The organism is Alteromonas sp. G4i13 (genome assembly GCF_054960505.1).
The window spans coordinates 75,434-99,585 of the sequence record NZ_JBHNYX010000010.1 but is presented as its reverse complement, the minus strand read 5'-3'; the positions used below and the strand labels follow the sequence as shown (position 1 = coordinate 99,585).

Annotated in this window: 25 protein-coding genes; 15 read left to right on the top strand and 10 right to left on the bottom strand. The window is 45.3% G+C overall.

What is annotated here, in order from left to right:
• Positions 1 to 83 precede the first annotated feature (83 nt).
• Positions 84 to 854, bottom strand: coding sequence for a HesA/MoeB/ThiF family protein (locus tag ACFI6J_RS07105; RefSeq protein WP_462585938.1), 771 nt, complete (start codon positions 852 to 854; stop codon positions 84 to 86).
• Between the two features lie 124 nt (positions 855 to 978).
• Here ACFI6J_RS07105 and moaB point away from each other — a divergent pair, with 124 nt between their 5' ends.
• The 7 genes from moaB (at position 979) to ACFI6J_RS07070 (ending at position 5,994) form a co-directional block, all read left to right on the top strand.
• Positions 979 to 1,485, top strand: a complete 507-nt coding sequence (gene moaB, locus ACFI6J_RS07100) for a molybdenum cofactor biosynthesis protein B (RefSeq protein ID WP_014949775.1) — start codon at positions 979 to 981, stop codon at positions 1,483 to 1,485.
• Positions 1,482 to 1,961: a cyclic pyranopterin monophosphate synthase MoaC gene (gene moaC / locus ACFI6J_RS07095; protein WP_269351392.1), complete on the top strand. Its 480-nt coding sequence runs from the start codon at positions 1,482 to 1,484 to the stop codon at positions 1,959 to 1,961. The genes moaB and moaC overlap by 4 nt, the downstream gene beginning before the upstream one ends.
• Before the next feature lie 153 nt (positions 1,962 to 2,114).
• Positions 2,115 to 2,363, top strand: a complete 249-nt coding sequence (locus ACFI6J_RS07090) for a MoaD/ThiS family protein (protein WP_014949773.1) — start codon at positions 2,115 to 2,117, stop codon at positions 2,361 to 2,363.
• A gap of 2 nt (positions 2,364 to 2,365) precedes the next feature.
• On the top strand, positions 2,366 to 2,839 hold the full coding sequence (locus ACFI6J_RS07085; RefSeq protein WP_269351391.1) for a molybdenum cofactor biosynthesis protein MoaE: 474 nt from the start codon (positions 2,366 to 2,368) through the stop codon (positions 2,837 to 2,839).
• A gap of 17 nt (positions 2,840 to 2,856) precedes the next feature.
• Positions 2,857 to 4,053, top strand: coding sequence for a molybdate ABC transporter substrate-binding protein (gene modA, locus ACFI6J_RS07080; protein WP_462585947.1), 1,197 nt, complete (start codon positions 2,857 to 2,859; stop codon positions 4,051 to 4,053).
• 2 nt (positions 4,054 to 4,055) lie between these two features.
• Positions 4,056 to 4,751: a molybdate ABC transporter permease subunit gene (gene modB / locus ACFI6J_RS07075; protein WP_039225451.1), complete on the top strand. Its 696-nt coding sequence runs from the start codon at positions 4,056 to 4,058 to the stop codon at positions 4,749 to 4,751.
• Between the two features lies 1 nt (position 4,752).
• Positions 4,753 to 5,994, top strand: coding sequence for an ATP-binding cassette domain-containing protein (locus tag ACFI6J_RS07070; RefSeq protein WP_252118572.1), 1,242 nt, complete (start codon positions 4,753 to 4,755; stop codon positions 5,992 to 5,994).
• Positions 5,995 to 5,996: 2 nt separating this feature from the next.
• On the opposite strand, the gene hemN is transcribed toward ACFI6J_RS07070, so the two are convergent.
• The gene (gene hemN / locus ACFI6J_RS07065; RefSeq protein ID WP_462585934.1) at positions 5,997 to 7,370 is read right to left on the bottom strand and encodes an oxygen-independent coproporphyrinogen III oxidase; all 1,374 of its coding nucleotides are present in this window, start codon (positions 7,368 to 7,370) and stop codon (positions 5,997 to 5,999) included.
• Between the two features lie 83 nt (positions 7,371 to 7,453).
• Between hemN and ACFI6J_RS07060 the strand changes: the two genes are divergently transcribed.
• The 3 genes from ACFI6J_RS07060 to ACFI6J_RS07050 all read left to right on the top strand — a co-directional run bounded on the left by ACFI6J_RS07060 (position 7,454) and on the right by ACFI6J_RS07050 (position 10,049).
• A complete protein-coding gene (locus ACFI6J_RS07060; RefSeq protein WP_462585933.1) occupies positions 7,454 to 8,269 on the top strand; it encodes an SGNH/GDSL hydrolase family protein in 816 nt (271 codons plus the stop codon).
• Positions 8,270 to 8,351: 82 nt separating this feature from the next.
• Positions 8,352 to 9,029, top strand: a complete 678-nt coding sequence (locus ACFI6J_RS07055; RefSeq protein WP_462585931.1) for a DsbA family oxidoreductase — start codon at positions 8,352 to 8,354, stop codon at positions 9,027 to 9,029.
• A 27-nt stretch (positions 9,030 to 9,056) separates the two neighbouring features.
• Positions 9,057 to 10,049, top strand: coding sequence for an XdhC family protein (locus tag ACFI6J_RS07050; protein ID WP_462585929.1), 993 nt, complete (start codon positions 9,057 to 9,059; stop codon positions 10,047 to 10,049).
• Here ACFI6J_RS07050 and ACFI6J_RS07045 read toward each other — a convergent pair.
• Complete coding sequence (locus tag ACFI6J_RS07045; RefSeq protein WP_462585927.1) at positions 10,046 to 12,676, bottom strand: TonB-dependent receptor; 2,631 nt, start codon at positions 12,674 to 12,676, stop codon at positions 10,046 to 10,048. The two genes, ACFI6J_RS07050 and ACFI6J_RS07045, sit on opposite strands and share 4 nt — an antisense overlap.
• 338 nt (positions 12,677 to 13,014) lie before the next feature.
• Between ACFI6J_RS07045 and ACFI6J_RS07040 the strand changes: the two genes are divergently transcribed.
• The 4 genes from ACFI6J_RS07040 to ACFI6J_RS07025 all read left to right on the top strand — a co-directional run bounded on the left by ACFI6J_RS07040 (position 13,015) and on the right by ACFI6J_RS07025 (position 17,105).
• Positions 13,015 to 13,701, top strand: a complete 687-nt coding sequence (locus ACFI6J_RS07040) for a histidine phosphatase family protein (protein WP_039216471.1) — start codon at positions 13,015 to 13,017, stop codon at positions 13,699 to 13,701.
• Between the two features lie 11 nt (positions 13,702 to 13,712).
• Positions 13,713 to 14,948 (top strand): acyl-CoA dehydrogenase family protein, encoded by a 1,236-nt coding sequence (locus ACFI6J_RS07035; protein ID WP_014976758.1) that lies wholly within the window; start codon positions 13,713 to 13,715, stop codon positions 14,946 to 14,948.
• Positions 14,949 to 14,997: 49 nt separating this feature from the next.
• Positions 14,998 to 16,056, top strand: a complete 1,059-nt coding sequence (locus ACFI6J_RS07030) for a phosphotransferase family protein (protein WP_342341361.1) — start codon at positions 14,998 to 15,000, stop codon at positions 16,054 to 16,056.
• A gap of 74 nt (positions 16,057 to 16,130) precedes the next feature.
• A complete protein-coding gene (locus ACFI6J_RS07025; RefSeq protein ID WP_061486004.1) occupies positions 16,131 to 17,105 on the top strand; it encodes an NADPH:quinone oxidoreductase family protein in 975 nt (324 codons plus the stop codon).
• Between the two features lie 79 nt (positions 17,106 to 17,184).
• On the opposite strand, the gene ACFI6J_RS07020 is transcribed toward ACFI6J_RS07025, so the two are convergent.
• The 4 genes from ACFI6J_RS07020 to ACFI6J_RS07005 form a co-directional block, all read right to left on the bottom strand.
• Complete coding sequence (locus ACFI6J_RS07020; protein ID WP_462585945.1) at positions 17,185 to 18,465, bottom strand: alpha-amylase family protein; 1,281 nt, start codon at positions 18,463 to 18,465, stop codon at positions 17,185 to 17,187.
• Positions 18,466 to 18,468: 3 nt separating this feature from the next.
• Positions 18,469 to 18,600, bottom strand: coding sequence for a hypothetical protein (locus ACFI6J_RS07015; protein WP_462585924.1), 132 nt, complete (start codon positions 18,598 to 18,600; stop codon positions 18,469 to 18,471).
• A gap of 175 nt (positions 18,601 to 18,775) precedes the next feature.
• Entirely contained in the window at positions 18,776 to 19,405 is a 630-nt protein-coding gene (locus ACFI6J_RS07010; protein ID WP_462585922.1) for a YchJ family protein, read from the bottom strand.
• Between the two features lie 252 nt (positions 19,406 to 19,657).
• Positions 19,658 to 20,068 (bottom strand): deoxyguanosinetriphosphate triphosphohydrolase, encoded by a 411-nt coding sequence (locus tag ACFI6J_RS07005; protein WP_171338290.1) that lies wholly within the window; start codon positions 20,066 to 20,068, stop codon positions 19,658 to 19,660.
• Between the two features lie 328 nt (positions 20,069 to 20,396).
• Between ACFI6J_RS07005 and ACFI6J_RS07000 the strand changes: the two genes are divergently transcribed.
• The gene (locus tag ACFI6J_RS07000; RefSeq protein ID WP_039225474.1) at positions 20,397 to 20,795 is read left to right on the top strand and encodes a YqaA family protein; all 399 of its coding nucleotides are present in this window, start codon (positions 20,397 to 20,399) and stop codon (positions 20,793 to 20,795) included.
• Positions 20,796 to 20,817: 22 nt separating this feature from the next.
• Here ACFI6J_RS07000 and ACFI6J_RS06995 read toward each other — a convergent pair whose 3' ends face one another.
• The 3 genes from ACFI6J_RS06995 to ACFI6J_RS06985 all read right to left on the bottom strand — a co-directional run bounded on the left by ACFI6J_RS06995 (position 20,818) and on the right by ACFI6J_RS06985 (position 24,078).
• The gene (locus ACFI6J_RS06995; protein WP_049587266.1) at positions 20,818 to 21,477 is read right to left on the bottom strand and encodes a protein-methionine-sulfoxide reductase heme-binding subunit MsrQ; all 660 of its coding nucleotides are present in this window, start codon (positions 21,475 to 21,477) and stop codon (positions 20,818 to 20,820) included.
• A 97-nt stretch (positions 21,478 to 21,574) separates the two neighbouring features.
• Entirely contained in the window at positions 21,575 to 22,582 is a 1,008-nt protein-coding gene (msrP, locus tag ACFI6J_RS06990) for a protein-methionine-sulfoxide reductase catalytic subunit MsrP (protein WP_049587267.1), read from the bottom strand.
• Positions 22,583 to 22,734: 152 nt separating this feature from the next.
• A complete protein-coding gene (locus tag ACFI6J_RS06985) occupies positions 22,735 to 24,078 on the bottom strand; it encodes an anti-phage deoxyguanosine triphosphatase (protein ID WP_462585920.1) in 1,344 nt (447 codons plus the stop codon).
• Between the last annotated feature and the right edge of the window lie 74 nt (positions 24,079 to 24,152).

Sequence of the window (24,152 nt, the reverse complement as noted above, 5' to 3'; positions counted from 1 at the left end):
AACCTATTTTCTGTCTTGTTCTTTGTTTTAGTCTGTTGTTTTTAATCACGTTTTTAGAATTCATACCGCAAATGCACATAAACTTAGCAAGCACATAGCTCGCAATCCACGCCTTTAGGTAACTTCCAGTTTCGCCACTCGTGTGACGAAGCATCAAACGTCATTAACGTGTTTTTAGGAATGTTATCGAAATCCATTAATACTTGCATAGCTAACATAGCTTGGTAAGTGCCGACAATGTTTACCACAGGAGAGAAAATCCCTGCCTCGATGCAGCTTAAATCGGGCGATTCAAACAAGGTTCGCAGGCACGCATAGCAACGGCTTTTACCCGGTATTGCTACAAAAAGTTGGCCTTCAAAGCGAATGGCTGCGCCTGAAACCAGCGGTGTATTCAGTTTGAAACACAATTCATTGATTACATCTCGCGAGTCGACGTTGTCAGTGCAATCTAATACAACATCAGCACGTTCTATGGCCTGTTTTATTGTTGGCGATAGTGGAGCAGTGCCGGGCGCTGAAAACGGCTTTGCTATTACGGTAATGTCGCAGTCGCTATTTATCGCATTAAGCCGCGATTTAGCCGCTTCCACTTTACTTGTGCCCACGTCTTGTTCGCTAAACAAGGTTTGCCTTGGCAGGTTGGTGGTCTCTACAATGTCATGGTCGATGAGTGTAAGCGAGCCTACGCCGCTGGCACACAGACTAGTTGCGGCCGCGGTACCAAGCCCGCCAATGCCAATGATACAGATATTTGCGTTTAACAACGCTTCCTGACCGTTTAGGTCGACTTTGGGAAGTACAATATGGCGGTTATAGCGCATAGCCTGCTGATTAGTTAGGCTTTTAGACATAGTTTATGCCAACTTAGTTGTTGAATTCATGGCATGCACCCTTATAAAGTGATTACCAATTAGTATTTTGGCTGGTACTTTATCAAAAACCGCCAAAATGTCGCATATCAAATTAGGATTTCATATGTCAGTTGTCAGCCAACCCCTTAATATTGCCGTACTCACTATTTCAGATACGCGCACCCTCGAAAACGACAAGTCGGGAGACTACTTGAAAGAGGCGCTTACCTCGGTTGGCCATAACCTTTATGATCGCGACTTGGTGAAAGACGATATTTATCAGCAGCGCGCCGTGGTGTCGAAGTGGATTGCCGATAAAAACATTCACGCCGTATTAATTACCGGTGGTACAGGTTTCACCCACCGGGACTCAACGCCAGAGGCCATCAGTGTATTGTTCGACAAAGAAGTCGACGGCTTTGGCGAGCTATTTCGCCAAATTAGCTATGAAGAGATTGGTACATCAACCATTCAGTCTCGCGCAGTAGCGGGCTTTGCTAATAATACGGTTATTTTCTGCCTGCCAGGTTCAACAGGCGCGTGTCGTACGGCGTGGGAAAAAATTATTTCTAGCCAGCTTGATGCCGACTTTAGACCGTGTAATTTCGTAAAGCATCTGGTGGAAGCATGAGCACCTTTAGCCATTTAAACGCTGGCGGCGAAGCCAATATGGTCGACGTTAGCGATAAAGACGTTACCAAGCGAGAAGCCACAGCAGAAGGTTTTTTATACGTAAGCGAAGACGTTATTCGCCAAATCTCTGAATCAAAAATTGCAAAAGGTGATGTATTTGCAGTTGCCCGTGTAGCGGGTATTCAAGGGGCAAAACGCTGCGCCGATCTTATTCCTCTTTGTCACCCATTGGCACTGTCAAAGGTGGATATAAACTTCGACATTCAGGCCGACCAAAACCGAATTCAAGCCACCTGCTATTGCAAGCTAAGCGGTAAAACCGGCGTTGAAATGGAAGCGCTCACGGGTGTAAATGTGGCGCTGTTAACCTTGTTTGATATGTGCAAAGCCATCGACCCTGGCATGCATATGGAAGGGGTACGGGTTCTGGAGAAAAAAGGCGGTAAGACAGGCTACTGGCAGTTCGACACCTAGTTTTCACAAAGGCCAGTGAGCTAAAAAATGACGTGCATAAAGCGTACACGTGCTCAAAAAGCAACGCACTTTAGGCTCAACCCATTTCAGAGGCTTGGAAAGATTAATTTGCGCGCATAAAGCGACCTTAACAACGTAGATAACAGGCAAAGCATGCAGGTAACGGTAAAAACATTCGCACAAACCCGAGAGATTACGGGAGAGGACAATATCGCGCTTCATATAAGCGAAAACAGCACTATTGAGACCGTGATATCGCAGCTTAAAACGCGTAGTGACAAGTGGGCATTAGCCCTAGAGGGCAGTGTGCTTACTGCCTGTAATCAAGAGCTTTGCGATCTCCAAACAGTACTTAGCGACGGTGATGAGCTGGCGCTATTTCCACCTGTGACAGGGGGCTAGCTATGTTCGCGCTAGTTCAAGTTGAAGATTTCGATCAAGGAGAGCTTTACGCTAGGCTAAAGCAGTCGGCAGATGAGAAGGCCTGCGGCAACACCGGCGCGATTGTTACTTTTACTGGGCTAGTGCGAGATTTTAATAACGCTGGCGATATAGACGGCATCGAATTAGAGCATTACCCGGGCATGACTGAAAAAGCGTTAATGCTTCTGGTTGAACAAGCGAGCGAACGCTTTTCACTTAACAGTGCTGGCGCACTGCACAGAGTAGGGCGCATACACAACAACGAACAAATTGTATGGGTAGGTGCCGCCGCTCCCCACCGTAAAGCGGCGTTTGACGCTGCCTGCTACTTAATGGACATGCTTAAACAGTCGGTACCGCTTTGGAAAAAAGAATTTAAGGGCGATAAATCTGAATGGGTTGAGGCGAAAGCATCTGACGATAAAGCGGCACTCAAGTGGATGCATAAAAAGTAATGGTTTTTTCTTTGGCAATGCGACTTTCAAGCTTTGTTAACTTGGCCATGCTTATTTTGGTAAGTGCAAGTGTAGCCCTAGGCGTTACAGCTTTTTCAAGTTCTGTGGCACATGCAAGCAGTTTTGAAGCGGCAAATAATAATGTAAATGAAGGGAGCGTTATTAGTGCCGAAAAACAAAACCAGTCAGTAAAATTCAAGCGCGACGAAAAAATTAACGTAGCCGTTGCGGCAAACTTTGCAAAACCGCTAAAGAGTATTGCCGAGCAGTTTACTGAGCTAACCGGCATAGAAGTCGCAGTAACGATATCTTCTAGCGGTACTTTGTATGCGCAAATTCAACATGGTGCTAGCTTCGACGTTTTTCTATCTGCAGATCGCGCTAGGCCGCAAGCGTTGGTTGATAACAACGTAGTTCACCACGGCAATCTGGTGGATTACGCTAAAGGCAAGCTTGCGTTTGTCTATGCTGGCGACTTATCAAGTGAGGCATTCAGTGAAATATCTAGTAAGACATCGAGTGGAAGAAGCTGCGATCAAATCGCGCGTACATCTACGAAAGACACCACTGCACAAATAAACGTTCAGCTTACCGATTGCTTGTCGAAGCAGCTTGTTCAATTAATGGAAAATCCACAAAACAAGGTAGCTATCGCAAATCCTAAACTGGCCCCCTATGGTGATGCTGCGCAACAGACGTTGCAAAACTTATCCTTATGGCAACAGTTTTTACCTCACAGAGTGATGGGTAAAAACGTGCTACAAACCTTGCAGTTTTATACCACCGGCAGCGTGAAAGGGGCGTTCGTTGCGTACTCATTGGCCTTAGATTTGCCCGCAGACTTATCCTCTAATTTGCCTTCTAACTTTAACAGTGTTGTGAATACCAAAAGCGCCGATGCTGTTACGGTTATCGTCCCAGTACCTGAAACCTTGTATCAACCCATCATTCAGTCGTTGGTGGTTAATAGTAAAACGGTAGCTACATTATCTCCGAATCTGTTCGAACCACTTCCAATTAAAAATTCGGCAGCGCCAGTTGATGAGCCTGTTCTCAAAGGCGACAAAGAGACAACCAGAGCGTTTCGTTTGAGTGACGCTAATGGAGTGTCATCACCCAGCCTGTTCGTACAGTATTTAATGTCGCAAGGGGTGCAGCACAGCTTAATTGAATGGGGCTATGAACCTACCATTGCATCAGGCGTCGGTAACTAAGTATGCTCACAGAATTCTTCGGGGCATCGACACTTGAAGCTATATTACTTACCTTAAAGCTGGCCTTTATAACCAGTGGTTTGCTGTTGTTAATCGCATTGCCGCTAGCGTGGTTTTTAGCGAACTGGCAGAGCAAAGCTAAGCCTTTGGTTATGTCGATACTCGCGTTACCTTTGGTGTTACCGCCAACTGTGCTGGGTTTTTATTTGCTTATTGCTTTTTCGCCGCAAAGTGCGTTGGGGCAGGGATGGCAAAGCCTAACCGGGAGCAATTTAGTATTTAGCTTTGAAGGTTTGGTGTTGGGGTCTGTCATCTACTCCCTACCATTTGCTCTGCAGCCTTTGTACAGCGGCTTTTCACAATTGGATAACCGTTATTTAGATGTAGCAAAAACGCTGGGGTTTTCGGCTTTTGAAGCGTTTATAAAAATAGTGCTGCCTTTAAGCAAAGCGCCCATAGTGGTGGCATTAGGCTTAAGCTTTGCACATACCATAGGCGAGTTTGGCGTAGTATTAATGATAGGTGGCAATATTCCTGGAGAAACTCAGGTGCTGTCTATCGCGCTATATGAACAGGTAGAAGCGTTGGAATATAACAGTGCACACAACCTTGCGTTGGCCCTTCTGATTTTTTCATTCGTGATGCTCGCGGCGCTCTATCGTTTTAACGGTGTCGCACGAAGTGATGAGGCGCGTTAACATGCAAATATCTGCGCGACTTTCTAATCGCATTAACGCACAAATCTCATTGCAGCCACAAAGCCGATTCATTGGGGTTACCGGTCCATCAGGTGCGGGAAAAAGCAGCTTGTTTCGCGCCCTAGCTGGCGTAGAAAAAAGCGCAAAAGTGCAAACGCCGTGGACCTCTCAAAAGGTCGGTATCGTTTTTCAGCAGCCCATGCTATTTCCCCATACCGATGTGCGCGGTAATTTAGCTCTAGCGCAGCGTCACGCAAGCCCTAATGCAATGTCTATCGATGCGTGTTTGCGCGGCTGTTATTGCGAACATTTAATTGATAAGCCTATTCAGGCGCTTTCTGGTGGAGAAGCGCAGCGGGTCGCGATTGCGCGTGCGTTGGTCAATGGACCAGATGTGTTATTGCTAGATGAATCGTTAAGCGCAATTGATATCTTCACCCGTCGCAAAATTTACCAGTTTTTGAACAATTTGTGTGTGTCGGGGAAGCTCACATGCCTTGTAATCTCTCACGATTTAGATGACCTTGCCTTGTTCAGCGATGAGTTGGTTTTTATTGACCAAGGCCGCACCGAGCTTTGTGGAAAAACGCGCGATGTTTTGACTCAAGTATTCGAAAAAGAAGGATTTGCGACACCGTCTAGCGTACTTGAGGGATTTAAAGTTACTGCGCAAAGCGACGCACACGACAGCAACCAGTCACAAAACGCCGTTGTCAGCTACAAACACGGTAGCCAAACGCAACAAGATCAAAATGCTCTAACCTTACAAGGCAATGAGCAGTGCCAGTCGGAAAACGGAATTGAGCGCGTTGAGGTAGCGGGGCAAGAGATATTCGTCACTGCAGAATCAGTGTCCTATTTGCCTCAGCAAAGCGGTGAAAAAGTTTCTGTTCGTTTTGCAGTTAAAGCCTATGATGTAAGCATTGATACCAATACTGCTGACTTTGGCAATGCCAGCACAATCAGTATTTTAAATGCGCTGCCATGTGTTATATCTAGCATCGAACCCGTGGTGAATCCACTCAGTCCCCTGAACGAGCCTGAAAATAACGCCGATACAAAACTCGCAGATACAAAGCTAACTTCTAAAAAGCTAGCGACCGTAAACAGCGCGAAAGTGTTGTTAAAACTTGATGTACTAGGCAGTAACCAAACCCTTTATGCCAGCATTAGCTGTATCTCTCTATCGCGTCTTAAGCTTGATGTAGGGATGCAAGTGATTGCGCGGTTTAAATTGCCCTAGGTTTAAATGGCTTTGGAGTAGCTACTGAGTATTTCATTTGCGTTCAAATAAGCGTCGAAACGCGCACAAATAGCCCGAATGTAAATGCGAGCAGACTCTGGCACTCGAATATACCGAGATGTCGTTTCGATAAGCCCGTCTTCTTTAAGTTCTTCAAGGTTGTTTAAGGCTGAAGCAAAGTATTCATCAAAAATGATGTGGTGCTTGCCGGCAATTGCTTGCTTGTCTACCGCTAAATTGCACATTAAGCTAGAAATCACGTCTCTGCGAATAAGGTCGTCGACACTTAATGACAGCCCAACCTTTGCATTGGGCAGGTGGTTGTCTAACCGACTGTAATATTCTTTTAGCTCCTTAGCATTTTGCGCAAAGGCGTTACCTACCGTGCTAATGGCTGATACTCCGAACCCTATAAGGTCGGTGTCTCCACGTAAAGTATAGCCTTGAAAGTTACGGTGAAGCTCGCCTTTATTTTTCGCAATAGCCAGTGAGTCTTTGCTTAAGGCAAAATGATCAAGACCAATCATTTCATAACCTATGTTTGTAAAGCTGTTAACGGCAAGCTTGTAAAGCGCCGCTTTTTCTTCACTACTTGGCAGTGTTTCTTCAGCAAATTTACGCTGCGCTGCGAACCTTTCGGGAAGGTGTGCATAGCTAAAAAGCGAAATACGATCTGGCATCATGGCTTTTGTTGCGGCGATGGTTGATGAAAACGTTTCAATTGACTGATTCGGTAAACCATAAATTAGATCTAAGTTGACTGAGTCGAAACCCAGCGACCGAGCCTCGAATACTAAATCGGCAATGTGAGACGTGCTTTGTACGCGATTTATGGTTTTTTGAACATTGTAATCAGTATCTTGTAAACCAAAGCTAATGCGTGTGTAGCCGAGACGTTTTAAGTTTTGAAGATAGCGTTTATCGATATTTCTGGGATCTAACTCAATTGACAGTTCAGCACCTGCTTCAAAGGTGAAGTGTTTCTTAAGCAGGTACATTAAATAAGTATGCTGAGTCTCGCTCAAAAAACTGGGTGAACCGCCACCCAAGTGCAGAGAAACTGCACGCCTGCCGTCAGTTAAATAACGCTTAGACAGGATTTCTTTTTCTATGTAATCTAAATATTCGTCCGCTTTTTCATTGTGACGCGTCACCATTTTATTACAGCCACAGTAGTAGCACAGCGTTTTGCAAAATGGAATGTGCACGTAGAGACTTACTGCCGGCGCTTTTGACACTGCAAGTGCTTGTGGAAGTATGTCATCTTGTAGCGGTTCAAATTTAAGTGCAGTAGGGTAAGAGGTATAGCGAGGAGCATTCAACGCATATTTGGTAATGATTGATACAGGACGTTGTTGTACGGCAATTATTGTCATATTGGCTCTGCACTTATATGTAGATATCTAGGCGCGAATTCAATTCGATGGTTAAAGCTTAATGGATTGCTTAGGAGGCTGATTTGATCTACTTCAAGGTTTTGGTATTAAACCTGATAATTGTTTTACTTCTTCCAGTCATTTTGCTTCAAGCATTGTGGGTGAGGAAGAAGACCGCTGTACTACCAGAGCCTGACGGCGAGCGGGTATTAACCTCTGCCGATAGTAAATTACTGCTAACTAATAACGTTTTGGTTATAGGCGATTCTGCCGCCGCTGGTGTTGGTGCAACGACGCAAATGGGGGCACTCACAGGTCTGCTGTACTCAAACCTTGTTAAGCATGGGCCAACGCGAGTGACGTTGAATGCTAAAACAGGTTTTAAAAGTGAAGATGTGCTCAATCTTTTACATGAAATGCCTGCCGAGCACTTTTCGTCGGTGCTCGTCTCTATTGGTGTTAACGACGTGACCAAATTTGTACCGTTGAAACGGTGGCGACAAAACATCGATGCTATGAGTACGCTACTGTCAGATAAATTTGGGTGCGAAACAATATTGTTTACTGCGCTACCGCCAATTCATTGCTTTCCTGCGCTTCCGCAACCTTTGCGTGCACTATTAGGTTACCGCGCGTGGCTACTAAACCAAGCTTTGGCTGATAGCGTAACAGACCAGGCTAACGCAGATATATTATATGTTAGTGCACTTAATGTGAGCGGAACTATGACGGATATTCAGCAAAGTGGTTTGATGGCAGAAGATGGCTTTCATCCCTCCACGAAAGGCTATGAAATATGGGCACACTCAGCCCTTGAAAAACTTTCCACGCTTTACAGCACCACAATGGGCACGACAAAAAAAGTCACAGCAGAAACTGATGTAACTGCGACGAAATAATCGCAGTGTGGGGTTGAAGTTTCTTTTTGTAACCTTATCTAAGCCCTTACACATTCTCGAATTCAATAAAGTGAGCCCTTTCATGACAGCAGATTTACAAGGTGCACAAAATGTGCGCAATGGAAAAAGAGTAACGGTAAATATGGTGTCTGATGTGGTGTGCCCTTGGTGTATTGTTGGGTACCAGCGTTTGCAAGAAGCCATCAAAACCCTTGATAACATTGAAGTGGATATTAAGTTTCACCCGTTCGAGTTAAACCCCAATATGCCAGAAGAAGGGCAAAACCTTCGCGAGCACATAATGGAAAAGTACGGCATTAGTGAACAGCAAAGCGCGCAGAACAGAGCGCGGTTAGTAGAAGCGGGCGAGCAATTAGGCTTTTCGTTTAACTTTACTGACGACTCTCGCATGCAGAACACGTTTAAGGCTCACCAACTTATTCACTTTGCTGCAGAAAACGGCCTTGAAGAAGAAATGAAGCTGGCCTTATTTAATGCCTACTTCACAGACGGTAAAAACATTAATGATCTAGGTGTTCTAGTAGCGTTGGCACAAACGGTTGGCCTTGATAAGTCTGAAGCTGAACAAACCCTTAAAAGTGAAAAATTCGCGCAAGCAGTGCGTGAGGAAGAAACTATTTGGATGCAGCGCGGTATCCAAAGTGTACCTACTTTTGTGATCGGTAATCAGGGTGTGGCTGGTGCACAAGAGCCAGCAACATTGGCTGCATTTATTTCCCAAGCGGCATCACAGCAATAAGCAAGTTAAACGGGTTTAGAGGTAGTTATGAGTAATCACGTTAACCATTTGTTGGTCCAGTGGCTTCCACTTAAAAACAAGCATAAGTGGGTGTTAGGTTTTATTTTTAAAACCGAAGGCTCATGCTACCGCAAAGCAGGCGCCATGATGTTGTTTAGTGACGCTGGGCATCAGTTAGGTATATTAAGCGGTGGCTGCTTAGAAAGTGACATCGTTAAAAAAGCCCAGCGAGTAATGACAGACGGGATAAGTCGTACCGCGGTTTACGATGACGAAGATGAAGAAGACATCGCGTTTAAGCTAGGTGTTGGATGCGGCGGTGTGGTGCACTTGGCAATCGTACCAGTTAACGAGAGTAACCAGTATTTATCGTTGGATGTGGTTAGCAAAAGCTTATCAAACGGAAAAGCGTGTGAGTGGCGCTGCGCTGTAGACGGTACTTTGGGTGATTGCACGGAATTGGAAGACCATTCTGCTAAACCTAGAAAAGCTGTGCTAGACACCGTTGATGGCAAGCGCATGTTGTCGGTTTTGATGCTGCCGCCTATCCACCTACTTGTTGTTGGAGGTGGATACGACGCTACCTTTATGACCAAGCTTGCTAGTTTGCAGGGCTATTTAGTAAGTCTTTGGGATCCAAGGCCTGCACAAGCAAGACTTGAACATTTTCCCGAGGTAAATTACTTAATTGAAGACCCGTCTACTGAAGGCTTACATCTTCACATGGGCGAACATAACATTCAAGCGGCGGTGCTTATGTCCCATCATCGAGAAATTGATGCAAAGGCGCTGCAGGTGCTAAGCAAGCAATCGTTAACCTATACGGCAATGCTCGGTCCACTGCACCGTAAGCAGGAAATTATGGATTTAGCCGGGCTTGGCGATACCAACTTTACTCAGTATTTCGCAAGCCCCGCTGGTTTCGACATTGGTGGTGAGCTACCAGAACATATAGCACTGTCTGTTATTGCTCAGTGCCATGCGGTGTTTCATACCAAACCTACGCATTTAAAGCGTTAGAAAGACTTTCTGAAGGTAACGCCAAAGCTTCTCGGCGCGCCTGGGTAGGCCATGATCTTTCCGGTTTGTACGGGTACATCAAAGCCACTTCGTGCAACGTACTCTTCATCGAAAACGTTGCGCGACCACGCAATAATTTCGCTATCCCATTGTGGGATAGTGAAACTTACGCGAACGTTAAATAATGAAAAGTCGTCAGCGTATTTGTACGGGTCGTTCGCATCATCAAGAAATACGTCGCCCGTGTATTGGTAGTCAATACTGGCGGAGGCTGGATAATTCCCAACTTCGAAATAGTGATTCAGCATAAGAGATAGTGAGTTCTGAGGCTCGAAGCCTACGCGGTCTCCGTCTCTTGAACAGAACGGGTCGTTTGGCTCCACACGGCCCGGGTCGTCAATTCCCGTGTGCCACGTGTACGCTACCCAACAGGTACCGCGTTTAAACTCATCAAAATTCGCCAATGTGCGCGACGCAACTGCATGTAATTCGGTGCTTTCTGTCATTAGCCATGTGGCTTCAAGCTCTATGCCTTTTACTATGATATCGCCCGCATTTTGCAGGTTGAACCCCGTTCCGGTAAAGGTCGTCGCCTGAAAGTCGCTAATTTGTGTATAGTGCGCCGCAGCATTTACGCGCACGCCGTATTCTTCAAAATCTTGTTTTATACCTATTTCAGCACTTCGCGATTTTTCAGCATCAAAAAGCGGGCTAAGCGAAGGTAAGATTCTGTCGGTATTTGTACCGCCAGCTTTGTAACCAGTCGCAAAACTGGCGTAGGTTAGCGTGTTGTCATTAGGATGATAAGCCAGTTTTACCGTGCCGGTTAACTGTGAATCATCAAGCTCTTCGTTTAAGTCAGGGCGCGGCATAACCGCTGCAGATCCCAAGAAAAAATATCCCCAGCCCGCTTGTTGAAATGGAGCGATAGCGTTAAGGGACTGTGCTGTAGGAGCTTGTCCCGCCGCTAACGCAGCAGCGATGTTTTGTAACCCAACTATAGCACGACCTGCATCAGGCCATTGCGCTGGGTTTTGACTTAGTCCGTCAATACCAGGCCCTTGCTCATCGTAGGTTCCGACAATCGACTTTTCTTCGCGGGTATAGCGTATGCCCGTTGTTAATGTGAAATCACTGTTTAACAGCCAATCCAGCTGAGAAAATAAAGCAATGCTGTCCTGCTCTTGATTGGCGTTGTGTTCGAAAGCAGTACCGGACGGCGCGGGTGCTGCAGCAGGCGCAATAAAGCCCGATGTAACAGCAGATAGTTCGTTGATGGCGTTAGCCAAAGGCAGCAAATCGGATGCAGCGGCATTAAAGAACGCACTAAAATCATCTTGCGTGGTAGTATCAAATGTTAGATTTAAGTTTTGGCTGTAATAGTAAACACCTATTAACCCACGCACATCTTCACTGGTGTAATGTAATCTAATTTCTTGAGAAAACGATTGCTGCCTGGCGTCGTTAGTGGCAGTAAGAAGGTCCGCATCAGAAAAGTCGGTATCTACCGTATCTAAGCTGTCAAACGCGCGGTACGCACTTATGCTCACAAAATCCCATGCTTTGTTTAAATCCACATCTACTTGAACTGATAGTCCTTTGTCTTTCATTTTTGAAAGGGGAGTTTGCGACAGCGAGGTTCTATAGTCGTAAAAGTTATCGCGCCCATAAATAGTCGCATTGAATGGGGGTTGTAGCAGCAGCGCATCAGTGCCAAATTTACCCGCTATGTCATTAGCCTGAATGTTGTTTTGAAAAGTTAGTGCGCCGCAGCACCGTTCATCTAGCTCGCCGTAATCAGCAATAAGTCGCACGCTAATGTCAGCTGTTGGAGTGTAAAGCAGCTGTGCTTTTATCGCAGAACGGTTACGGTTATTCAGGGTTTGTCCGCTGCGCTCATCGGTAATGAAACCGTCACTGTGAGAACTAAAGCCAGATACTCGCATGGCGAGTACATCGTCGATAAGCGAAAACGACGAGCCAGCGCTTAAACGAACCAAGTTATCATTGCCGATGATGGCTTCGGCAAAGCCGTCGCGCTCGTCGTGTGAAGGTGCGACCGTAGTTAACGTCATTGCGCCAGCGGCGGTATTCTTTCCGAATAGTGTGCCCTGTGGCCCACGCAACACTTCAATAGATTCAATATCGACTAAGTCGTTAATTAACGCGTTTTGTCGTGCACGGTACACACCATCTACGTATAAACCCACCGAAGACTCGAAGCCGAAGTTTTGTGAAGACGTGCCAATGCCGCGTATTGAAAACCCTGAATTTGTTACGCTTTGATTTTGAAACGCGCCAAAAGCAGGTACGTAGTTTTGCAGGTCAAACACATCTCGGCTAACTGTTTCAACTAGGTCTTGACCTGAAAGCGCAGTGACCGCAACGGGCACATCTTGCAAGTTTTGACTGGTCTTTTGCGCCTGTACAACAATGTGTTCCAGCGCCTTTTTGTTATGCGGAGTAGATAGAGCATTCTCATCGGCGTGAGCGTGGGGAGCCAAAGCAAGTGTCGACGAGACAATAGAGGCAATAAACGGCGAACTACACAGGCAACGCGTAATGGCGTTTTGGGGTGTAGATATGCTTGAGCTATTACAAGACAAAGCGTGTGTAAGTGACTTCATTTTGGTTCTTTTTATTTTTCAAAAGCGGTGGGCTTTAAACAAAATTAATCACGACAAGGTCGCGTCCAAATGCGTACAGTCCTTTACATCTTAAATACGCCAACTTCCCTATGACGTCGTGTCGTGCTTTTTCACTATACAATCTAATGAACATATATTGCACGCATTTGAAGCTATCATGTCAAATTTTGTTCGCAACGTGCAAAAAGCGAACAGATGTTTGGCAGTGAATAGTTTCACATGATGCATACTCATTCAAAATATCAATTAAACTTATATCGCTGTTTTCCTTAGTATGTTGGTTGAAAGTTAACATATTAATAACATCAGGCAGCGGTATGACAGACATCTATTTAGTGCGACATGGTCAAGCGTCTTTTGGCAAAGCGAACTATGACAAACTTAGTGAACTGGGTGGGCAACAGGCCATTTGGCTTGGTGACTATTTCAAGCATCGCAATGTTGAATTTGATGCAGTTTTCTCTGGCGACATGGTTAGGCATCACGAAACCAAAGAAGGTATTGCCTCGGGTATTGCTACTGAAGACTATACGCTACCTGAAGTTACAGTGAATAGCGCACTGAATGAATTCAATTTTCAGGCAGTGGCTACCGCCTATTTAACACGCTACCCAGAAGCAAAAGTACCTGAAGGTGCTTCGCCTTCTGAATATTACCGATTGCTAAAAAAAGCAATGCTTGCCTGGTCGCAAGACGAATTGGCGCATGAACTCCTTGATGAAACATGGGGTCAGTTCGAAGACAGAGTTCACAGTATGCTCACGCACCTTCAAAGTATAGATGCGAAGCGTGTTCTCGTTGTGAGTTCTGGCGGTGCAATTGCCATGATGCTCAAACACATTCTTGGCTACGATGCGGCCACCGTTGTGAATATGAATTTGCAGATCCGAAATGCCAGTTTTTCTCAATGCTTTGCCAATGCGCGAGGCGTTCACCTTAATAACTTCAACAGCGTACCTCACCTGGATGTGATTGACAGGTTACACGCCATTACCTACAGCTAAATGGGGCAGTTATGAACTTTGAATATAATGAAAAGACCCAAGCACTTTTAGAAAAACTAAAAGCGTTTATGAAAGAAGAAGTGTATCCAATTGAAAAGGAATACATTCACGCCGTAGAAAATGGCTCTGCCAACAATGGCGAAGGTCGTTGGAAAACGCCTGAAATGATGCATACATTGAAAAAGCGTGCAAAAGAAGCGGGTCTTTGGAATCTATTTTTACCTGAAGAATATAAGCCATATGGCGCGGGCTTGACTAACGCAGAGTATGCACCACTTTGTGAAGAAATGGGCAGAGTTTTGTTTAGCTCTGAAATCTTCAACTGTAGTGCGCCAGATACCGGCAATATGGAAGTGCTGGCGAAATACGGTAACGAGAGTCAGAAAAAGCAGTGGTTAGAGCCTCTCTTAAACGGGGAAATACGCTCAGCCTTTGCTATGACAGAGCCTGCAGTGGCATCAAGTGACGCGACTAACATCGAAACTTCCATTAAGCGCGATGGTGATGAATACGTTATCAACGGCCGTAAGTGGTACACCAGCGGTGCTATGAATGAAAACTGTAAGATTATGGTTGTAATGGGCAAAACTGATTTCGATGCGCCTCGTCACCAGCAGCAGTCTCAAATCTTAGTTCCTATGGACACCAAGGGTGTAACTATTGTTCGCCCAATGGCAGCAATGGGCTATTATGACGAGCCTATTGGTCATGCTGAAGTCTTGTTTGAAAACGTACGTGTACCGGCAGAAAACTTACTGCTTGGTGAAGGGCGTGGTTTTGAAATCGCACAAGGGCGCTTAGGCCCGGGCCGTATTCACCATTGTATGCGCCTTATTGGCTGTGCACAGCGCGCGCTCGATATGGCCTGTGAACGAGTTGAAAGCCGAGTGGCGTTTGGCAAACCGTTGTCAAAACAGCAATCGGTTAGAGAAAGCATTGCGCAGATGCACTGTGATATTGAACAGGCGCGTCTGCTTACGTTGAAAGCGGCTGATAAGATGGATCGCTATGGCAACAAAGTATCGCGCGACCTTATCGCTGCTATCAAGATAGTTGCACCTACTATGGCTTGCAACGTTATCGACCAAGCCATTCAGATGCACGGCGCTGCAGGTACAAGCCAAGATTTCGTATTGTCTGCCATGTACGCTTATGCGCGTACTATCAAGCTGGCAGATGGCCCTGATCAGGTTCACATGATGCAGTTAGGTCGTAATCTTATTGCTGAAAAAGCAGTCGCTGAATAAGTCAGTGTTGTAAATAAACAATACAGAAAATTACGGGTAAGGAGTGAATGTGTCTAAAGACAATGCGAAAGCCCCACATGTCATAGATTTAGCAGTGCTGAATTCGTATTTATCTTCTGCGTGCCCCAGTGTTGGGAAGGTAAAAAGTGCCGAGAAATTTGCAGGTGGGCAATCGAACCCGACGTTTAAGCTTACTACGGATAACGGCGTCTACGTGTTACGCCGTCAACCTCCGGGTAAGTTACTGAAATCGGCCCATGCAGTTGACCGAGAATTTCGCGTTATCAATGCGTTGCAGGGCTCAGAAGTGCCTGTGCCCAAAGCGTACCATTTATGTGAAGATGCCAGCATAATCGGTAGCATGTTTTACATTATGGCCTATGTTGAAGGTGACATTTTTTGGAATAGTGCACTGCCTGAAATAGCGTCTTCTGCTACTCGCGGTGCCATGTATGATGAAATGAACCGGGTGCTTGCAGCGCTTCACAGTGTAGATATTGAAAGCGCAGGCTTACGCGATTATGGAAAGCCTGGCAGCTACTTTGAACGTCAGCTAAGCAGGTGGACAAAGCAGTATAGAGCGTCAGAACTTGAGCATGTTGAAGAAATTGAAAGTCTTATTCAGTATCTTGAGGCCAACCTGCCAAAAGATGATGGTCAAGTCTCGTTGGTCCATGGCGATTTTCGTTTAGACAATATGATGTTTGATATGTCTGACCCTAAAAACCCAAGAGTAGTCGCGGTGCTTGATTGGGAATTATCAACGTTGGGGCATCCGTATGCCGATTTGGCTTACCAATGTATGCAGTTGCGCCTTCCCTCTGACATTGCGCACGCAGCTGGGTTAGGTGGTTTAGACAGAGAGCAGTTAGGCATTCCAAGTGAACAAGAATATATCAATGCGTATTGCGAGCGAAGAGGTATTGATAGCATTAGCAACTGGACGTTTTACCTCGCATTTAGTTTTTTCCGTTTAGCCGCTATTTTACAAGGCGTGGTAAAACGCGCACACGATGGCAATGCGTCAAGCGAGAAGGCTATGCAATTAGGCGCAATGGTGCGACCTCTGGCGCAAATTGCGAACCAAACCATTCACCAAAGCGAATAAACGCCATATAACGTATTTAATGACAGGTCATGCTATCAATAGCGTGCTCGTCGAACAAAGCAACTGGAGACAGTATGAAAGCAATTGTATGCGAATCTTTTGGACCACTTGAAGAACTTCAATTTAAAGACGTTGCAGACCCGCAAGTAAAAAAAGGGCATGTAGTCGTAAATGTTGAAGCCGCAGGGGTGAACTTTCCAGACGGACTATTGGTGCAAGGTCTGTATCAAATGCAGCCAGACTTCCCGTTTATTCCTGGCAATGAAGTGGCAGGCACCATATCTGAAGTAGGTGAGGGCGTAAGCCATTTAAAAGAAGGGCAACGAGTTATTGCGTTGTCTAACTTAGGTGGTTACGCAGAAAAAGCGCTGATCCCTGCCACTCATGTTATGCCGTTACCTGATCCCATCCATGTTAATGAGGGGGCTGCTCTTGTAACTGCGCATGCGACAGCACATCACGCGTTAAAGCAGCGCGCAAAACTGCAGCCAGGCGAAACACTGGTTGTAACCGGCGCAGCGGGTGGTACTGGCTTAGCAGCAGTGCAAATAGGCAAGATTATGGGCGCTAAAGTTATTGCAGTTTGCTCAACAGAAGAAAAGCTGGCGCTTGCTAAAGAGTATGGCGCAGACGTTTTAATTAACTACAAAGAAAAAGATCTCAAAGAAACGCTGAAAGAAGTCACAGGCGGCAAAGGTGTCGATGTAGTTTATGAATGCGTTGGCGGTGACACATTCCACGCTTGCAGCCGCAGTATGGCATGGGAAGGTCGTTTACTTGTGGTTGGCTTTGCAGGCGGTGAGATCCCGAAATTCCCGGTTAATTTAGCGCTGGTAAAAGGCTATTCGGTTATGGGCGTATTTTGGGGCTCGTTTACTCAGCACGATCCAAAAGGCTTTGCGGAAAATATGCAAGAGCTTTTAACTTGGTATGTGCAAGGTAAGGTGAAGGTGGTCGTAGATGAAGCATTACCCTTAGAACAAGCAACGAAAGCCATGGCCAAGGTAATGAACCGGGAAGTGAAAGGTAAGATGGTGCTTGTGCCCTGATCCTACAAGCCTGACACGTGGGTAACTTAACAATAAAGCCTGAACAATCGATGTTCAGGCTTTTCTTGTTAACAGTGGGTTATTCCATAAGCCACATTCGGGCGCTTCTTCCTGGTACATAGAACTTGTGCCACTGAGTTGTAATATATTGCACATCATTACTTAACGTATCGCGGTAATTTCTATACCACCACAAATTGTCCGTAGATGTATCTACCCATATATCTTGGCCGTCTGCGCATTTATTAATACCCACAACGCCTTGATGGTCACGCTTGAAGAAAATAACGCAGTCATTATGACTTACCACTTGCATGCCACTGCCCTGAACTCCGTTATGGAATTTAACCATACCCTTGATGTCATCACGCTTGTACAAATCTACCCAACGATTATCACCACTTTCATTGTTATCTGAGTACAGTAATGGAACACCACCGTCACGGCCTAGTACATAGGCATTTGCCAAATGTTCGTCGGTAGGGTCAAGTAACTGGTAGCGGAAGCCGTCGTTTAGCGGGATGTCGTGGGTAATACTAAATGTGATGGCCTTGTCGCCTGATAAAGCCTGACCGTACGCACCTGGGTCAACTAAGGCATTCATCGAACCACCGAAGCTAAATGCACTACGTATTTGCGCGAAAAGCGGGAAGTCGTAGGCCGAGTGACCTGTTGCTGATAAATAAGGTGCAAGGAAGTTATCATACTCACAAGAGCCTGCACCGCCCGTGGTAATTATTTCTCCGAAAACATGCACGCCGTTTTTTATATTGCTGTCGAACACCGCGTTGATATGATAGTTGGTCATGTGCTTTGCAGCATCAACGCGGAACCCGGTTACACCCATGTCTTTTAACGCCTGAAGATACGCTTTTTGCTGGGCTACTACCCAATTATTGGGGTCTAGGTCGGGCAAGCCAGGATCTGGCGCGGCGCCGCATAATCTATTGTACTGAACATCGCCCACGTCGCTGTAGTTACTAATGCACTTAGGACCACCTTGATCATACGTACCGTGGAAGTCACCACCGCCAAAAAGGCCGCTACTTACATCACCAAATAATGTGATGCCATTGTAGTATCCCTGATTTGATGAGTATTGCTGTAGTACTTCACTTCCGGGGTAGTTTAAGTCTGAACGTTTCCATGCTTCGTTCGCCATATGATTAAAGACAATATCCGCATAGGTCTCTACACCTTTGGCATTTAATGCATTAACCATCGCTTGAAAGTCAGCAGTGTCACCAAGTGGGTTATCAATAACTCGATAGTCCTGTGGTTGATATCGCGCCCACCACTGGTCACCTGTCGATTTATAAGCAGGTGAAACAAGTACTTTGGTGTAACCAAGATCCGCAATTTCCTAGGCTTTTGCGGCTACGTCGTCGTAGGTCCAGTTAAATGCGTGTAGTATAACGTCGGCATAGCTTTGATAACTTAATGTACTCAGTGCTGCGCCTATTAGAACGCCTGCCGCATGTTTCTTCATCTTCATAGTGTGTCCTATTTTATGTGGGAGCGAGATAAAAGATGAAAGTAATGCTTACATTTTGTTTACAAATAATAAGCATTATGCATACGTATTCAATTCACCTTTAATTTTAAATTAAAGGAAAGGTGAACAATCAAGATGCGCAGGGAAGAGAGTACAGTTAGTTATTGCAATTGGGTTAGCGGCTCCTAGTTGCGCAGCACTGTTTGAATTTTTTGTTGCTACCGCAAACACAAGGTAGGTTTCTCCCGTATTTAATTTTGCCGCAGTCGTCGTGTAATACGCCGTCGTGATAACGCCACTTACCGTCTTCAACACTAAAATTCGACGTTTCGTGAAGCTGATACATACTTTTATTTTCAAAATAGTAAGCAGTGAATTCAACAATGGCATTATTGGGTTTGGTGATGGGTTTGGAGATGGACTTTAAACTAGGCTTAGAGATTGGCTCGGCGTTGGTTACTGCTTCGACTTTAGCGTCGGCATGTACAGTACTGTCTATCGAACTATCTTCAGTACTACTGACCAAGTTACCTACCAAGCTATCTACGGAGCTAGCCGCTAGAGTGGGGTGTACTTTAAGTGCGAACCATGTCGCACCTTGTGCGCTTTGCGCCAAATCCTCTACAGAGAGACCCTGCTGCTTTTCTTTGGTGTAGGTTTCAAGAATATATTGATAATGCGCTGTGGCGTAGGCTGAAAACCGGGAGCGCATAAGTTGCTCTGCAGAACTAGGGTGTTTATCACCCTTAATAAAAGGCTCGCAGCATTCGTCGAAGGATTTTGATGAGCAACAGTAACAGCGCATAAGACAACTCGCAGTTTAAGAGTAAAACAAAGCGCTACAGTATAAGTATAAGTTGCGTGAGACCCAACTTTTTTAAACGTAAATGTTGCCGATATTCAAAGATTCCTTGGCGGTCCATGCCAAAGGGTACATGTCAGAGATTCCACGCCAAAGAGCTGTATGAAAATAAATATTTAGGTTTTGTTTACGCATCGATACTTAGGCAAACGTAAAATGGGGCAAACGCAAGATGTAAGCATGACAGGCTTTGTATTACCAAGGGCCTAAAGCTACGTTTTGTTCGTCATTAATGCTGTTAACACTTACATTCACCAGGCTGACAGAGTAAAGCTCACACAGCTTTCTGATCATTTCACTGTCTGTTGGTTGAAGGTCTAAATCAATGTTTTCCACATACAGTGTTTTACACTGGCCACCTGTAATCAGCTTACTGATCCATTCAGGCATTTTTTCTTTTTCAGGTTTTTGAATACGAATAGCGTGATCTACAGATTTAGAAAACGACACCGTATTTGAAAGCAGATAATTCCAACCTTTGTCGTTACTTCCTTTTCCATTACCTTGTTTTTCGCCTGGAAACCCTTCTATCGGCAAAGGTAGTTGAACAACATTTGAAACCGAAGCGCGCAAAGCATTAAATCGTGAAACTGAAGATGTGTTCATAGTAAAACCCTTTATGCATTTGCCCTGAAGTTCATAGTTTGAACTTCGGGAATATTGTTATTAATTGATACTGGTTACTTATACAGTGTGTATGTGTATACAGTATTATCAAAGGAGGGCTTTGGCAAGTATTTAGTTGTACTTTTTTCACACAAATTGGTGTTTTCTAAGTAACTACATAAAAGATAATGGTTTTTTTGTGCTATCGAATTCTGAAGGAAGTATTCATACTCCGATTAAGGTAAGATCCGCGCGAATTTTACATAGAAAACTACTGTATATAGATGGAGGAGCGTTGAGCGCATTAATACATTTAGGCTATTTGGGGATGTTCTTATCGGCATTTTTGGCTGCCACTATATTGCCTTTTAGTTCTGAAATTGTACTTAGTGCTTTATACAGTAGTGGCTTGAACTGGGTGTTGTTGCTTGTTGTTGCTTCGTTAGGAAATGTACTCGGCTCGGTGGTTAATTATGCATTGGGCTTCAAGTTCGGAAAAGAAATTGCGACCGATAAGTTAAAAGTGAGCGAAGCGGCGTTTAACCGTGCAAGTTACACCTTTACAAAGTGGGGGAAGTGGAGCTTGTTTTTATGCTGGGTACCTATTATTGGCGACCCTATTACTTTAGTAGCAGGTGTACTTAGAAGCCCGTTTTGGTTTTTTATTCTCGCGGTAACGCTTAGCAAAACAGCGCGTTATGCTGCGTTGCTGTACGTGCTTGTTTAAAAGGTTTTCGACTCTAGTTTTCTCACACCACTGCGTTTTTGTCTCTCGACTTCTTTTGACTTTTCTTCTGATACCTCACATACCACTGCTTCATTCTTGGGCTCATTAATATCAGTCCAATCATCCAATACCAAACGGGCTCTTGCCAAAACGTCTTCTGCGACCAGCTGAAATGAAGTAGTGCAAGGGGCAGGATCAGGTAAATGCTGTTGTGAAGCTTCTGCCACTTTTTTCCCATGTTGCGCTGGATACGCTTGAACGACGTAGCGGTGAGAGCAAAAAGAAGAAGTAACGCTGCCAGGCCAACAATGATGTATGGCCTGCTTACTATCTCGCTAGCCACTAGTGCCATATCAAGCTGGATTTCAAACACAATGTATGTGAGCAGGTGTGCAAAGGCGTACACAAAGGTGTATACGCCAATCATACGTCTGAATTGCATCGGTTCTGGGCTTGGTAGCCATTTAGCAAGTGGGCTAAGAGTAAGCGTTAGTAAAAGAAAGTGAATTGCCCAGGTTCCAGTCTCATTGATGAGCGTGTTTACAGGGTCTGGACCAAGCTGATCGGTTACCCCTGCAAAAAACAACCAGGCGATATAGCCCAATGCGAAAAGGTGAATAAGACCTTTTAGGCTGCGGCGTTGCCAAACAGAGAGTCGAAATGGTTTTTTTCTTAACGGCATTAAATGAACAACTTAATAATAGTGTTTAATAGCTTCGGTCATGAGATATTGGTTAGAAGGGCTAGCTATTTGCTCGTAGCCCTATAAAACGTACCAGCTAGTAATAACGGGATAAGTCCATATCTTTGTATAGCGGCGCGACTTCGCTGTAACCGTTGAACATTTGGGTGTCGATGCGATTTCTGGCGAGTAGCCCACCTGTGGTTATTCTACGCTCGCTGGCCTGGCTCCACCTTGGGTGCGACACGTTTGGATTCACGTTGGCGTAAAAGCCATACTCGTTGGCGGCCAGTCGATTCCATGTGGTAGGAGGCTTCTTGTCGGTCAGGTGAATTCTCACAATAGACTTAATGCTTTTAAAACCATACTTCCACGGTACAACAAGCCTGATAGGCGCGCCGTTTTGAGGTGGCAAGGTCTTCCCGTAAAGACCAACCGACATGAGCGTTAACGGGTGCATAGCTTCATCAAGACGCAAACCCTCTACGTAAGGGTAATCAATACCACCACCGGTAAAGCGGCTTCGTTGACCGGGCATTTGCTCAGGGTCGTATAGGGTTTCAAATGCCACATATTTGGCTGACATTAATGGATCGGCTTGTTTTAACAACGCCCCCAACTCAAACCCAATCCAAGGCACCACCATCGACCATGCTTCCACACAGCGCAAGCGGTAAATGCGTTCTTCAAGGGGAAAACGCTTTGTCAAGGCATCGTGATCAAGCTCAATGGGGTTTTTAACCATCCCGTCAACTTTTAACGTCCATGGATTAGTTTGAAATTCAGTCGCATTTTTGGCTGGTGCATCTTTAGATGTGCCAAACTCATAGAAGTTGTTGTAGCTGGTCACTTTATCTTCAGGCGTTCGGGTTTCCGTTATTTGAAACTTAGGGGGCTGACTAAACTCCAGCGCCTTTCCCTTAAACGCTGCCTTCTCTTCTTCATCTTCCCAAAACCAACCGGCAGCGCCTGCCGACTTCGCCAACAGCGTAGACGCTCCCACAAAGCCCATAGATTTGAGCAATGAACGGCGACTCTTGTAAACGTCTTCATTAGTTACGTCGTTATCAGTCAATTTTACTGAGGGTTTAAATGGTTTTGGCATTACGTCACCTAAATTATGATAAGACTATGAGAAATGGTCGTCACTTCGCCCAATACATTTAGCTACGTTAATGTAACGAGTAAGTTCAACATAATAAAAAAGACCGAGAGTACGGTCTTTTCATTTCAATTAATTTGGAAAAACAAAACAATCTACATATGCAGACTATCTTGAATACCGCCTTGTTTAGGTGAAAAGATATTACTGTATAGGCGAGATGCGAATTCATCCGTCATACCCGATATATAGTCGGCGAGAACGCGCATACCATTGCCGCTCTCACAGGCCTTACGCCAGCGAACTTGAGTGTTTTCGGGAAGTAAGCGGTCGGGATCTGATGCAAAGGCTTCAAAAAGCTCCATAACCACCAGCTGTCCTTTGTATTCAAGAAGCTGCACATCGGGGCGGCGTATTACTTTGTTAAACACAAAGCGTTTGAAAAGCTCCAAGGCTTGTGCAAAATGTTCAGGCATTACGGCGTTGAACGCCAGTAACGGGTGAGCGAAACCCTCAACGCCTTTTATTTCAATAGCTGTAATAAAGCTATTTACCAGCGCGCCTATGGCATTTTTTCTTTCGTGATGTGCAGCGCTAAATAGCTTATTGGTTAGCACTTCTATATTGTCTGACAGCCACGGTACATCTAGCGCTTTTAGCGGCGTGGTTACATCCTCGACAAAGTGATGCTTGTCGACCATATCCATTACAATGGCATCTTCTAAGTCGTGAATGCCATAGGCGATATCGTCAGACAGTTCCATAATTGAGCAGTCGAACGATTTAAATTGCGTTTTACTGTGTGCATTCAGTTTTGCAGTAAACTGCATAAACGCATCTTTATCTTCATTGCTAAATGGCGCAAGTAGCCAGTCGAACAGGGGCTCATCGCAGCGAAACAGACCTTTTGGCGGATGCCAGTCGTGGGCTTTAACCTGACGAAGTGAAGCAGGGCGCTCGGGCGTAGGTCCTTTACTATGAAGGGCATCGATAAAATTCGGATATTTAACCAAGCCTAACACGCTTCTTCTGCATAAATTCATGCCGTGATCGGCGGTATAAGGCTCTAGCTGAGTGATGATCCTAAAAGTTTGTCCGTTTCCTTCAAACCCGCCGTGTTGGTGCATCATGTAATTAAGGGCAATTTCACCACCATGGCCGAATGGGGGATGACCAATATCGTGAGCCAAGCAGAGGGTTTCGATTAACGTAGGATCAAGCGCTAACGTCGTGGCAATATCTGGAAATTTCACCCAAAGTTGGGCAGTAATACCGGTGCCAACTTGGGCGGCTTCTAGAGAGTGGGTTAGTCGAGTGCGATAGAAGTCGCTCAGCCCCACACCGAGCACTTGGGTTTTTGCCTGCAATCTGCGAAAGGCAGCGCTGTGAAGAACGCGCGCTTTATCACGTTGATACGGATTGCGATGATCGCCGTCTCTTGTTTCGCTACGGGGTAAACGACGCTCGTGTAATGCTAATTCCCAATCGCTTGTTGCCAAAAAAACCTCGCTGCCTTGCTGTGTATGCTACTTCTATTCGTCAGTATAGTGATTTATGGGCTGTTAGCCGCCTC